Genomic DNA, 12,580 nt, shown 5'->3' on the forward strand with positions numbered 1-12,580 from the left:
CCGCCACCCATGGATTGGGCCACGCCCCCTAGACTGGGTCCGTGATCAGTCGAATCGACCTCCGAGGCTCCTCAGGCGACCCGCGCGACGCCCTTCCGCGCGCCGAAATCGATGTGGCGGACGCCACCGAACGCGTCCGACCCATCTGCGATGACGTGCGCCATCGCGGAACCGAGGCCCTGGTCGAACTCACCGAGCGCTTCGACGGCGTGCGGCTCACCGACATCCGCGTTCCGAAGAACGCCATCGACTCCGCGCTCGCCGAACTCGACCCCGCCGTGCGCGCCGCGCTGGAGGAGTCCATCCGCCGAGCCCGCAAGGTCCACCACGAGCAGCGCCGCCAGACCCACACCACCCAGGTCGTGTCCGGCGGAACGGTCACCGAGAAGTGGATCCCGGTCAACCGCGTCGGCCTCTACGTGCCGGGCGGCCGCGCCGTCTACCCCTCCAGCGTGATCATGAACGTCGTCCCCGCCCAGGAGGCGGGTGTGTCCTCCCTCGCGGTCACCTCACCGCCCCAGAAGGACTTCGGCGGCCTGCCCCACCCGACCATCCTCGCCGCCTGCGCCCTGCTCGGCGTCGACGAGGTGTACGCGGTCGGCGGAGCCCAGGCCGTGGCGATGTTCGCCTACGGCACGGCCGACTGCGAGCGCGCGGACATGGTCACCGGCCCCGGCAACATCTGGGTGGCCGCCGCCAAACGCCTGCTCAAGGGCGTCATCGGCATCGACGCCGAGGCCGGACCCACCGAGATCGCGGTCCTGGCCGACGCCACCGCCAACCCCGACTACGTCGCCGCCGACCTCATCAGCCAGGCCGAGCACGACGTCGTCGCCGCCTCCGTCCTGGTCACCCCGGACGAGGCGCTGGCGGAGGCGGTCACCGAACGCCTCGCCGCGCGCGTGGCCGCCACCAAGCACAGCGAACGCGTCCGCGAGGCACTGTCCGGCCCGCAGTCCGGCATCGTCCTGGTCGACGACCTCGAACAGGGCCTGGCCGTCGTCGACGCCTACGCGGCCGAACACCTGGAGATCATGACGGCGGACGCCCCGGCCTGGGCCGCGCGCGTGCGCAACGCCGGAGCGATCTTCGTCGGCGACCACTCCCCGGTCTCCCTCGGCGACTACGCCGCCGGGTCCAACCACGTGCTGCCCACCGGCGGCTGCGCCTGCCACACCGGTGGCCTGAGCGTGCAGACCTTCCTGCGCGGGGTGCACATCGTCGAGTACGACCGTGACGCGCTGGCCGACGTCGCCCATCACGTCATCACCCTGGCCGAGGCCGAGGACCTGCCCGCGCACGGCGAGGCCGTCGCCGCCCGCACGGGCCATCGCTCCGACCGGGACTAGAAACCAGTCCAGGACCGAACGCGACCACGACGACGGGAGCGGGCGGGCCCGGGGACGGTGTGACCACCGCCGGTCACACCGGACCCACCCGCCCCTCCCACGACCGACCACGAGTGTGAAACCAGTGAGCTTCACCCTGAACGACCTGCCGCTCCGCGACGACCTGCGCGGACGCTCGCCCTACGGCGCTCCGCAGCTGGACGTGCCGGTGGTCCTCAACACCAACGAGAACCCGCACGCTCCCTCCCCGCGCCTGGCCAAGGCGCTGGCCGAGGCGGTCGCCGACACCGCCCTGGGCCTGAACCGCTACCCCGACCGGGACGCGGTGCACCTGCGCGAGGGGCTGGCCGCCTACCTCGGCCACGGCCTGACCGCCGCCAACGTCTGGGCGGCCAACGGCTCCAACGAGATCCTCCAGCAGCTGCTCCAGGCCTTCGGTGGCCCGGGCCGCACCGCGATGGGCTTCGAGCCGTCCTACTCCATGCACCCGATCATCTCCCGGGGCACCGGGACGGGCTGGGTGGCCGTGCCGCGCGAGGCCGACTTCCGCATCGACGTGGACGCCGCCCTGGCCGCCATCGCCGAGCACCGGCCCAGCGTCATCTTCCTGACCTCGCCCAACAACCCCACCGGTACCGCCCTGGAGATCGCCGACATCGAGCGCATCGCCCGGGCCGCCCCCGGCGTGGTGGTCGTGGACGAGGCCTACGCCGAGTTCCGCCGCGCGGGCAAACCCAGCGCTCTGTCACTGCTCCCGGACCACCCGCGGCTGATCGTTTCGCGCACCATGTCCAAGGCCTTCGCCCTGGCCGGGGCCCGCGTGGGCTACCTCGCCGCGCACCCGGCCGTGGTCGACGCCCTCCAGCTGGTCCGTCTGCCCTACCACCTGTCCGCCGTCACCCAGGCGGTCGCCGTCACCGCCCTGGACCACGCCGACGAACTCCTCGGGGCCGTCGACGACCTGCGCACCGAACGCGACACCCTCGTCGGGTGGCTGCGCGCCCAGGGCTTCTCCGTCGCCGACTCCGACGCCAACTTCGTCCTGTTCGGTGAGTTCGAGGACCGCACCCGCGTCTGGCAGGACCTGCTCGACCAGCAGGTCCTCATCCGCGAGACCGGCCCGCCCGGCTGGCTGCGCGTCACCGTCGGCACCGCCGAGGAGATGGCCGCCTTCCGTACAGCCCTGCTGAAGGCGACCGGCCGCTGACCCACCCCGGTCGGTAGCCCACCGGTAGCCCGCAGGCAACCCACCACAGAACCTCACCACCGCACCACCGAGAAGGACTGGCACCATGAGCCGCACCGGGCGCATCGAACGCGCAACCAAGGAAACCAAGGTCCTGGTCGAGGTCGACCTGGACGGCACCGGCGTCGCCGACGTCTCCACCGGTGTCGGCTTCTTCGACCACATGCTCGACCAGCTCGCCAAGCACGGCCTGTTCGACCTCACCGTGCGCACCGAGGGCGACCTGCACATCGACTCGCACCACACCATGGAGGACACCGCCCTGGCCCTGGGCGCCGCCTTCCGTGAGGCGCTCGGCGACCGGGCGGGTATCCGCCGCTTCGCCGACGCCAAGGTGCCCCTGGACGAGGCTCTGGCCGAGGTGACCGTCGATGTCTCCGGCCGCCCCTACCTGGTGCACAGCGAGCCCGAGGGCATGGCCCCGATCATCGGCCGCGACTACGACACCACCATGACCCGGCACATCTTCGAGTCCTTCGTGGCCCAGGCGCGCGTGGCCCTGCACATCCACGTGCCCTACGGCCGCAACGCCCACCACATCGTGGAGGCCCAGTTCAAGGCGTTCGCCCGCGCCCTGCGCTTCGCCACCGAGAGCGACCCGCGCGTCACCTGGGTGCCCTCCACCAAGGGCGTCCTGTAGATGGACACCGACCTCTGGGGTCTGTTCCTCCTGGTCCTGGCCGGTTTTCTCGCGGGCGGCGTCTACGCGATGTGGGACAAGAGCCGGGTGCTCGCGATCGCCCTGGGCGGCTGCGTCGCCCTCGCCGCGGTCTCCGGCGTGCTGCGGCTCGGCTACTTCTAGGCCGGTGGCCCTCACACCGTCACAGCCCCGCTCCGCAAAGCCCGCTTTCCTCACCAACCGAAGGGCACACACTCGAATGTCACGTGTGGTCGTCTTTGACTACGGGTCGGGCAACCTACGCTCGGCCCAGCGCGCCATGGAGCGCACCGGTGCCGACGTCACCGTCACCTCGGACCCGCGCGCCGCGCTCGACGCCGACGGGCTCGTGGTCCCCGGCGTGGGCGCCTTCAGCGCCTGCATGGCCAGCCTCAGGGCCGCGGGCGGCGACCGGATCATCGGCCGCCGCATCGCCGGTGGCCGTCCGGTCCTGGGGATCTGCGTGGGGATGCAGGTCCTCTTCGACCACGGTGTCGAGCAGGCCGACGTCCGGGCCGAGGACCGGGTCACCGAAGGCTGCGGCGAGTGGCCGGGCGCCGTCGAACACCTCCGGGCGCCCGTGGTTCCCCACATGGGCTGGAACACCGTCACCCCGCCCGAGGGCTCGCGCCTGTTCGAGGGCATCGGCCCGCAGGACCGCTTCTACTTCGTGCACTCCTACGCGGTCCGCCGCTGGGAGTTCGTCAGCCACAGCGACCGCGTCCGCCCGCCCCAGGTGACCTGGGCCGAGCACGGGGAGCCGTTCGTGGCCGCGGTGGAGAACGGTCCGCTCAGCGCCACCCAGTTCCACCCGGAGAAGTCCGGGGACACCGGGGCCCGCGTCCTTGCCAACTGGGTCGACACCCTCTAGAGCCCCTCGCGGGACGTGCGTCCCCGCGTTCCCACACCAGAACCCGTACCAACCGAGCACGAGAAGGCATCCATGACCGGCGAGCACACCCCGTCGCCCCCCGCACTCGAACTGCTTCCCGCCGTGGACGTGGCGGGCGGGCAGGCCGTCCAGCTCGTCCAGGGCAAGGCGGGCTCCGGCGGGCAGTACGGCGACCCCTTCGAAGCCGCCACCGCCTGGCAGAACGCCGGGGCCGAGTGGATCCACCTGGTGGACCTGGACGCCGCCTTCGGCCGCGGCCACAACCGTGACCTGCTGAGCGGCATCGTCGGCCGCCTCGACGTCAAGGTCGAGATGTCCGGCGGCATCCGCGACGACGAGTCGCTGGCCGCCGCCCTGGCCACCGGCTGCACCCGAGTCAACATCGGCACCGCCGCCCTGGAGAATCCGGAGTGGTGCGCCAAGATCATCGCCGAGCACGGCGACAGGATCGCCATCGGCCTGGACGTGCGCGGCACCACCCTGGCCGCCCGCGGCTGGACCCGGGACGGCGGCGACCTGTTCCAGACACTGGAGCGCCTGGAGGCCGAGGGCTGCGCCCGCTACGTCGTCACCGACGTCAACAAGGACGGCACCCTCAAGGGCCCCAACCTGGACCTGCTGCGCACCGTGTGCGAGCGCACCGACAAGCCGGTGGTCGCCAGCGGCGGCGTGTCCAGCCTCGCCGACCTGGAGGCCATCGCCACCCTGGTCCCGCTGGGTGTGGAGGGCGCCATCATGGGCACCGCCCTGTACGAAGGCGCCTTCACCCTGGAAGATGCCCTGGCCACGGTGCGGGGTGCGGACCGGTGAGCCTGGCCATCCGAGTCATCCCCTGCCTGGACGTGGACGCCGGGCGGGTCGTCAAGGGCGTCAACTTCGAGAACCTGCGGGACGCCGGTGACCCCGTCGAGCTCGCGGGCACCTACGACGGCGGCGGCGCCGACGAACTCACCTTCCTGGACGTGACCGCCTCCAGCGGTGACCGGGAGACCACCTACGACGTGGTGCGCCGCACCGCGGACCAGGTGTTCATCCCGCTGACCGTCGGGGGAGGGGTCCGCGCCCCCGAGGACGTGGACCGGCTGCTGCGCGCGGGCGCCGACAAGGTGGGGGTGAACACCGCCGCGATCGCCCGCCCCGAGCTGATCGCGGAGATCGCCGAACGCTTCGGCCGCCAGGTCCTGGTGCTCTCCGCGGACGTGCGCCGAGTGCGTGAGGGCGGTGAGCCCACCCCGAGTGGTTTCGAGGTCACCACCCACGGCGGACGCCGGAGCACCGGTATCGACGCCCTGGAGTGGTGCGAGCGCGCCGCCGAGCTGGGCGCCGGTGAGGTCCTGCTCAACTCCATGGACGCCGACGGCACCAAGGCCGGGTTCGACCTGGAGCTGATCCGGGCGGTGCGTGCCCGGGTGGACGTCCCGCTGATCGCCTCGGGCGGCGCGGGCGCGGTGGAGCACTTCGTCCCGGCGGTGGAGGCGGGGGCGGACGCGGTACTGGCCGCGACCGTCTTCCACTTCGGTGAGTTCACCATCGCCGACGTCAAGAAGAGCCTGAGCGAGGCCGGGTACCCGGTCCGCTAACGGCTGGTGGCGGGAACGGACGGCATCAAAGGCCCGCGCTCCAGTACTTCCCGAACGACCTCGGACTTATCAGGAATCCGGGTCGGCAGTTCGCCGGGGGGCTGGACGGACAGCGCGGCTCCTCACCCTGCCCGCCCCACCGTTCCTCAACCCGTTGCGGGCCCGGGACACCGACCACGGTGTCCCGGGCCCGACGCGTGCACACGCTGCCACCCCGGGGAAGTTCCAGTTGTACGGAATAGGACGGATGCGTCTCGTGCTGAAACAATCCGGTGGAAGCTGTCGGTGCCGCTGGATAGGTTGGCCCGACACGCGCCCCGTGGCCTTCGGCATGCCCGAGGCCGCTCGGGGCGCTGCTTGCTGAGGCCGGAGCAAGCCGGTCGAGAACGGAAGCGGGGGCGTATGGCGCAGGGCACCACGACGGCGAACGAGGAGAGCCGGGAGGAGGCCTCACCCGGCGGCCCGGCGGCCAAAGGCACCTCCAGACCGACTGCGGACCCCCAGCACAAGGGCGTCTTCACCCGCGGGATGCGCGTCCTGGGTGTCGCCGCCCGCACCGAACCGTGGATCTTCCTCGCAGCCGTCACCGGAGCCATGCTGCACGCCGCCGTCAACGTCGGCTCCGCGTTCGTCCTCGGCTACCTCACCGACAACACCATCCTCCCGGCCTTCGCCGCCGGAGAGACCACCGCGGCCGCCCTGATCACCGCGGCCGCGCTGCTCATGGCCGTCGGCATCGGCAAGGCCGTCGGCCTGGCCATCCGGCGCCTGCTCGCCGGACTCATGCAGTTCCGCATGCAGGCCCGCTACCGCCGCGCCGTCGCCCGCAAGTACCTCGAACTCCCCCTGTCCTGGCACCACCGCCACCCCACCGGCCAGCTCCTGTCCAACGCCAACGCCGACGTCGAGGCCGCCTGGCAGCCCCTGGCCCCGCTGCCCATGGTCGTGGGCAGCGTGTTCATGCTGTTCATCGCCGCTGTCGCCATGGTCGTCACCGACCCGGTCCTAGCCCTGGTCGCCTTCGTCGTCTTCCCGGTCCTGGCCGCCGCCAACGTCATCTTCCAGCGCCGCGTCTCCCCGATGGCCTCCCGAGCCCAGGCCCTGCGCGCCGAGGTCAGCGGGGTCGCCCACGAGTCCTTCGACGGCGCCCTGGTCGTCAAGACCCTCGGCCGCGAGGACACCGAGACCGAGCGCTTCACCGAGTCCGCCCACCGCCTGCGCGACGCCCTCATCCAGGTCGGCCGTATGCGCTCCATGTTCGACCCCTTCACCGAGGCCCTGCCCAACTTCGGTGTCCTGGCCGTCCTCCTCCTGGGCATGTGGCGCCTGTCCACCGGGGCCATCGAACCCGGCGAACTCGTCCAGATCGCCTTCCTCTTCACCCTCCTGGCCCTGCCCCTCCGCTCCTTCGGCTGGCTCCTGGGCGACCTGCCCCGCAGCGTCGTCGGCTGGGACCGCGTCCAGTCCGTCCTGCGCGCGGACGGCACCATGGAGTACGGCGAGCGGACCCTGGGCGGCTCCACCCGCGGCATCGCCCTGAGCGCCCGCGGCGTCACCTTCACCTACGCCGACTCCTACGACGCCGAGGGCGGCGGCCGCGACCTCATGGACACCGGAGCCGACCAGGCCCGCACCACCGTGCTCAACGGCGTCGACCTCGATATCGAACCGGGCCGCACCGTCGCCCTCGTCGGCCCCACCGGATCGGGCAAGTCCACCCTCACCACCGTCCTGATGCGGCTGGTCGACCCCGACACCGGCACCGTCTCCTACGACGGCGCGGACCTGCGCGACCTCGCCCGCGACCAGATCCCCGACCACGCGGCGCTCGTACCCCAGGGCACCTTCGTCTTCGAGGACTCCGTCCGCGACAACATCACCCTGGGCACCGCCGGAATCGACGACGACCAGGTCTGGGCCGCCCTGCGCCTGGCCCGCGCCGACGGGTTCATCGCCGAACTCGACGGCGGACTCGACGCCCGGCTCGGCGAGAAGGGCACCACCCTGTCCGGCGGCCAACGCCAGCGCCTGGCCTTGGCCCGCGCCATCGTCCGCCGCCCCCGGCTGCTGATCATGGACGACGCCACCTCGGCCGTGGACCCGCAGATCGAGGCGCAGATCCTGGCCGGGCTGCGCGAACGCGACGACGCCGCGACCGTGGTCGTGGTCGCCTACCGCCGCGCCACCATCGAACTCGCCGACGAGGTCCTCTACATGGAGGGCGGGCGCGTCCTGGCCCGCGGCACCCACACCGAGCTCCTGGAAACCTCCAGCGGCTACAACAAGCTCGTCACCGCCTACGAACGCGCCTCGGCCGAGAACGAGGCCGAGCGCGACCCCGTCCCGGAGGAGCCCGGACCCACGGAACCACACCGCCGCACCACCGGAGGACCCAGAACCGGACACGGAACCGACGGCACCGAGGAGAGCAGCCGATGAGCGCACCAACCCAGGCCCGCCCCGACGACAGATCGGAAAAGGCGGCCGACGGTCGGCGCACCGAACGCGACCCCGTCCTCTCCCTGCACCGCAACGAGGACTCCGCGCTCGGCACCATCAAGCGCGGCCTCCAACTCTCCCCGGAGTTCGCCAAGGGCCTCTGGATCACCCTGCTCTTCGCCGTGGTCGCCACCGGGGGCAAGGTCATCGTCCCGGTCGCCGTCCAGCAGATCATCGACAACGGACTCTCCGGGACCGGCGGCCCCGACCTGGTCTTCGTCACTCGCATGGTGTCGGTCTGCGCCGGGCTGCTCGTGGTCACCATGGTGTGCTCGTACCTGATGAACCTGCGCCTGTACCGGGCCACCGAGTCCGGCCTGGCGACCCTGCGCCGCAAGGCCTTCCGGCACGTGCACGACCTGTCCGTGCTCACCCAGAACAGCGAACGCAAGGGCGCCCTGGTCTCCCGCGTCACCGGCGACGTCGACCAGATCAGCACCTTCATGCAGTGGGGCGGCCTGCTCCTGCTGGTCAGCACCGGCCAGCTCCTGGTCGCCACCACCCTCATGGCGGTCTACTCCTGGCAGCTCACCATCGTGGTGTGGGTCTGCATCCTGCCGCTGCTCTTCGGTGTGCGCTGGCTCCAGAAGCTCCTGTCCAAGGCCTACCTCAAGGTCCGCGAGCGCACCGGCGACATGCTCGGCGCCATCGGCGAGACCGTCATGGGCGCCGCCGTCATCCGCGCCCACGGCACCGAGGAGCGCACCGCCGGACGGATCGACACCACCGTCCTGGCCACCCGCAAGGCCCAGGTGCACGCCCAACGCCTGTCCATGGCTGTCTCGCCCTTCGCCGAGATCGTCGCGGCCGTCGGCAACGTCGCCGTGGTCCTGGTCGGCGTGTGGCTGGGCATCGGCGGCGACCTCACCGCGGGCCAGCTCATCGCCTTCCTGTTCCTGATGACCCTGTTCATCCAGCCGATGATGATGGCCACCGAGATCTTCAACGAGGCCCAGAACGCCATCGCGGGCTGGCGGCGCGTGCTCGGGGTCATGGACACCGTCCCCGACATCGCCGACCCCGGCGAGGCCGGGCGCGTCCTGCCGCGCGGACCGGTCCGGGTCGGCTTCGACAGGGTCACCTACTCCTATCCGGAGGGCCCGGTCGTCCTGGACGACGTGGACGTGGAGATCACCCCGGGCACCCGGGTCGCGGTCGTCGGCGAGACCGGGTCGGGCAAGACCACCTTCGTCAAGCTCCTCACCCGGCTGATGGACCCCGCCGCCGGAACCGTCCGCCTGGACGGGGTGGACCTGCGCGAGGTCGCCTTCTCCTCCCTGCGCGGCCGGGTCGTCATGGTCCCCCAGGAGGGGTTCCTCTTCGACAGCTCCCTGGGTGACAACATCCGCTTCGCCCGCCCGGAGAGCACCGACGCCGAACTCGAGGCCGCCATCACCGAGCTGGGCCTGTCCGACTGGCTGGGCAGCCTCGCCCACGGCCTGGACACCCCGGTCGGCCAGCGCGGCGAGTCCCTGTCAGCGGGGGAGCGCCAGCTCGTGGCGCTCGTGCGCGCCTACATCGCCGACCCGGACCTGCTGGTCCTGGACGAGGCCACCTCGGCCGTGGACCCGCACACCGAGGTCCGCATCCAGCGGGCCCTGGACCGGCTGACCCGCGGCCGCACGTCGGTGGCGATCGCCCACCGGCTGTCCACCGCCGAGGCCGCCGACCGCGTCCTGGTCTTCGACGACGGCCGGATCACCCAGAGCGGCACCCACAGCGAACTCGTGGACCAGCCGGGCGTCTACGCCGACCTGTACGCCTCCTGGGTGCGCTCCTCGGCCTGACCCTTCAGCGACCGGGCCCTCAACGGCCGGACCGTTCCCACCAGTGGGCGGCCAGCAGCTCCGCCACCAGCGGTTCGGTCAGCAGGCTGACGTCCGGGTCGCCGTCACCCGGGTAGCGCACGCTCAGCGCCACCCCCGGCACGCGTTCGCGTCCGGGGGTGGGGCCCACCGCCACGAACGCGCCGCGCAGCTGCCCCAGGTGCTCGGCGAAGCGCTGATCGTAGGTGGAACCGGCGAACAGCAGCGCACGGTAGTCCGTCACCGCGGCGAGGTGGCGGTCCGTGTGCGACCACTCGCCGGTCTCGGCGGAGTGCGCGACCCGGATCGGCCCCCGGCGCAACACCTGAACCGCCTGCTGGGCCGAGGCCAGCCGTTCGGCCGGGGCCACCAGGTGCACGCCGTCGGGGGAGTCCAGCACCTTCGCCGCCTCGGGCACCCACTCCGGGGCGCTCTCCAGCAGGACCCGCGAGGCGTTGGCCACACGCCGCACCAGCCCGGGGAAGTTGGCGCTGCCCCCCGAGGAGGGCGCGCCCAGCCGGTGGCCGAGCAGCAACAGCAGTGCCAGGGCGTGCTGGTAGGCGCGACAGCCCAGGCCAGAGCCTTCCTCGCCGGCCCGCAGCGGCACCAGCAGGTCCGCGTACCGGCCCACCACCGCGTCCTGGTCAGGCGCCAGCACGATCACCGGGGAACGTCCCACGTACCGGTCCAGGACCGCGTGCAGCTCCCGCTGGCCCCCGCCCAGACTCACCGCCACCACGAGCGTCTCCGGACCGGCGGGCGGCTCCTCGGTCGAGGTGGAGAAATCGGTGTGGGCCGCGACGCCCCCGCGCCGCAGCCGCGCCGCCGCCACCTCGCAGGCGTACCGGGCCGCCCCCAGACCGAGGAAGCGCACCGACGCGGGTTCGTCCTCCAGCAGCGCGGGCAGCGCGGCGTAGGGGTCCCAGCGCGGGAAGCGCTGGGCGAGCTCGGTCAACGCGGCGGGTTTCCCCGCCAGGTCGGCGGCCAGGTACTCGGCGGTCACGAAAGCTCCCAAGCTGGCAGAACCGTTGGAACGGCGACGTCACGGACGCACGAACTCTAACCCTCCGCAAGCCGAACCCGGTGAGCATCGCCCGCGCATCGGCCATAACCTGGAGAGCATGAGCGTCACCAACCTCGACCCGGCCATCGCCGCACGTCTGAAGCGCACCGCGGACGGCCTCGTCCCCGCTGTCGTACAACAGCACGACACCGGGGAGGTGCTCATGCTGGCCTGGATGGACGACGAGGCCCTGCACCGCACCCTCAGCACCCGCGACGCCACCTACTGGTCGCGCAGCCGCGGCGAGTACTGGGTCAAGGGCGCCACCTCCGGACACACCCAGAGTGTGGTTTCCGTCGCACTCGACTGTGACGGCGACACCCTGCTGGTCCGAGTCGACCAGACCGGCGCCGCCTGCCACACCGGCGACCACACCTGCTTCGACGCCGGACGGCTGCTGTGACCCCGCAAAAGCCAGAGACCGCCGCGGCCGCCTCCGAGCCCGCCGTCGAGACCGTCGAGAAGGCCGCAGAGAAGGCCGCCGCCTCCCGGGTCCGCCGCGAGTACGGGGTGAGCATGCTCGCCCTGGCCGCTGGCGCCGCGCTCATGTTGGCCGCTTCCGGCCGAATCTGGGCGACCGGTGAGCTCAGCTCGCCCGGGCCGGTGGCCGCCGTGCCCGTGGACATCACCGGAACCGACCTGACCGGCGCCCTCAGCGGCCTCGGCTGGGCCGGACTCGCCGGGATCGCGGGCCTGTACGCGGCCCGCTCCTGGCCGCGCCGCGTCGTCGGCCTGCTGATCGCGGTCTGCGGTGTGTTCGCGCTCACGTCGCTGTGGTCGGCCACCCGCCCCGGGGTCCTCGCCGACGCCGTCCTGGCACTGGCCACCGACACCGCCGGCGCCGCCCAGAGCGCGGGCGCACCCGAACTCCACGCCCTGGGCCCCGCCATGGGAGCGGTCGGTGCCGCCCTGCTGATCCTGACCGGCCTGATCGCGGTAGTGCGTGCCCCTGCCTGGCCCGGCATGGGAAGCCGGTACGATCGGGACGCCGCACCGCGTCCGCGCCAGGCGCAGACACCTGCCGACCTGTGGAAATCGCTGGACGCCGGTGAGGACCCCACACTTGGCGCCCCGGACGACGGCACGCCCGCCGCCACCGCACCGGCGGCCCGTACCGAAACCGGTGACGACACCGAACCCGCACCGCTGGCCGAGGGGCCAGCCCAACCCAAGGAGAGCCACTGATGGCCGACGAGCACCACGAAGAGCACGACGACCACGGCAACACCGTTTCCGCCTGGTTCCTGACCCTCTCCTGGATTGTCGCCTGGACCGTGGCCGCCGTCGCCATCATCTTCGGTGGTGACCTGGTGGTCTGGACCGTCATCGCCCTGGTCGCCAGCGTCGCCCTCGCCGCCGTCGCCGGTGTGATGAAGAAGGTCGGCCTGGGCCGCAAGGAGCCCCGCCCGATCCCGCCGACCCGCGAGGAGTGGGAAGCGGACCGTAAGTCCGCCACCGCGGGCGGTAAGTAGCCGGAACCCGGGCCCA

General features: G+C 72.1%; 13 protein-coding genes. 12 read left to right on the forward strand and 1 reads right to left on the reverse strand.

Going from position 1 to position 12,580, the window contains the following annotated elements:
- Positions 1–41 precede the first annotated feature (41 nt).
- The 9 genes from hisD to NE857_RS11750 all read left to right on the forward strand — a co-directional run bounded on the left by hisD (position 42) and on the right by NE857_RS11750 (position 10,011).
- Complete coding sequence (gene hisD, locus NE857_RS11710) at positions 42–1,349, forward strand: histidinol dehydrogenase (RefSeq protein ID WP_254421003.1); 1,308 nt, start codon at positions 42–44, stop codon at positions 1,347–1,349.
- A gap of 124 nt (positions 1,350–1,473) precedes the next feature.
- The gene (locus tag NE857_RS11715; RefSeq protein ID WP_254421004.1) at positions 1,474–2,556 is read left to right on the forward strand and encodes a histidinol-phosphate transaminase; all 1,083 of its coding nucleotides are present in this window, start codon (positions 1,474–1,476) and stop codon (positions 2,554–2,556) included.
- An 85-nt stretch (positions 2,557–2,641) separates the two neighbouring features.
- Complete coding sequence (gene hisB / locus NE857_RS11720; RefSeq protein ID WP_017579824.1) at positions 2,642–3,235, forward strand: imidazoleglycerol-phosphate dehydratase HisB; 594 nt, start codon at positions 2,642–2,644, stop codon at positions 3,233–3,235.
- Entirely contained in the window at positions 3,236–3,397 is a 162-nt protein-coding gene (locus tag NE857_RS11725) for a CG2302 family histidine operon protein (protein ID WP_254421005.1), read from the forward strand.
- Positions 3,398–3,473: 76 nt separating this feature from the next.
- Complete coding sequence (gene hisH / locus NE857_RS11730) at positions 3,474–4,124, forward strand: imidazole glycerol phosphate synthase subunit HisH (RefSeq protein ID WP_254421006.1); 651 nt, start codon at positions 3,474–3,476, stop codon at positions 4,122–4,124.
- A 72-nt stretch (positions 4,125–4,196) separates the two neighbouring features.
- Positions 4,197–4,955 carry a bifunctional 1-(5-phosphoribosyl)-5-((5-phosphoribosylamino)methylideneamino)imidazole-4-carboxamide isomerase/phosphoribosylanthranilate isomerase PriA gene (priA, locus tag NE857_RS11735; RefSeq protein WP_254421007.1) on the forward strand — a complete coding sequence of 253 codons (759 nt, stop codon included), beginning with the start codon at positions 4,197–4,199 and terminating at the stop codon, positions 4,953–4,955.
- Positions 4,952–5,725 carry an imidazole glycerol phosphate synthase subunit HisF gene (gene hisF / locus NE857_RS11740; RefSeq protein WP_254421008.1) on the forward strand — a complete coding sequence of 258 codons (774 nt, stop codon included), beginning with the start codon at positions 4,952–4,954 and terminating at the stop codon, positions 5,723–5,725. Before priA ends, hisF begins: the two co-directional genes overlap by 4 nt.
- Positions 5,726–6,127: 402 nt before the next feature.
- Positions 6,128–8,164, forward strand: a complete 2,037-nt coding sequence (locus NE857_RS11745; protein ID WP_254421009.1) for an ABC transporter ATP-binding protein — start codon at positions 6,128–6,130, stop codon at positions 8,162–8,164.
- Complete coding sequence (locus tag NE857_RS11750; protein ID WP_254421010.1) at positions 8,161–10,011, forward strand: ABC transporter ATP-binding protein; 1,851 nt, start codon at positions 8,161–8,163, stop codon at positions 10,009–10,011. The genes NE857_RS11745 and NE857_RS11750 overlap by 4 nt, the downstream gene beginning before the upstream one ends.
- Before the next feature lie 19 nt (positions 10,012–10,030).
- On the opposite strand, the gene NE857_RS11755 is transcribed toward NE857_RS11750, so the two are convergent.
- Complete coding sequence (locus tag NE857_RS11755; protein ID WP_254421011.1) at positions 10,031–11,032, reverse strand: sugar isomerase; 1,002 nt, start codon at positions 11,030–11,032, stop codon at positions 10,031–10,033.
- Positions 11,033–11,150: 118 nt separating this feature from the next.
- Here NE857_RS11755 and hisI point away from each other — a divergent pair, with 118 nt between their 5' ends.
- From hisI to NE857_RS11770, 3 genes are all read left to right on the forward strand, one after another.
- Positions 11,151–11,495: a phosphoribosyl-AMP cyclohydrolase gene (gene hisI, locus NE857_RS11760; protein WP_254421012.1), complete on the forward strand. Its 345-nt coding sequence runs from the start codon at positions 11,151–11,153 to the stop codon at positions 11,493–11,495.
- A 113-nt stretch (positions 11,496–11,608) separates the two neighbouring features.
- Positions 11,609–12,277: a Trp biosynthesis-associated membrane protein gene (locus tag NE857_RS11765; RefSeq protein WP_254421951.1), complete on the forward strand. Its 669-nt coding sequence runs from the start codon at positions 11,609–11,611 to the stop codon at positions 12,275–12,277.
- The gene (locus tag NE857_RS11770; protein ID WP_017579834.1) at positions 12,277–12,564 is read left to right on the forward strand and encodes an HGxxPAAW family protein; all 288 of its coding nucleotides are present in this window, start codon (positions 12,277–12,279) and stop codon (positions 12,562–12,564) included. Before NE857_RS11765 ends, NE857_RS11770 begins: the two co-directional genes overlap by 1 nt.
- The last annotated feature ends 16 nt before the right edge of the window (positions 12,565–12,580 follow it).

The sequence above is a fragment of the Nocardiopsis exhalans genome (genome assembly GCF_024134545.1).
In the GTDB taxonomy this organism is placed as follows: Bacteria; Actinomycetota; Actinomycetes; order Streptosporangiales; family Streptosporangiaceae; genus Nocardiopsis; species Nocardiopsis exhalans.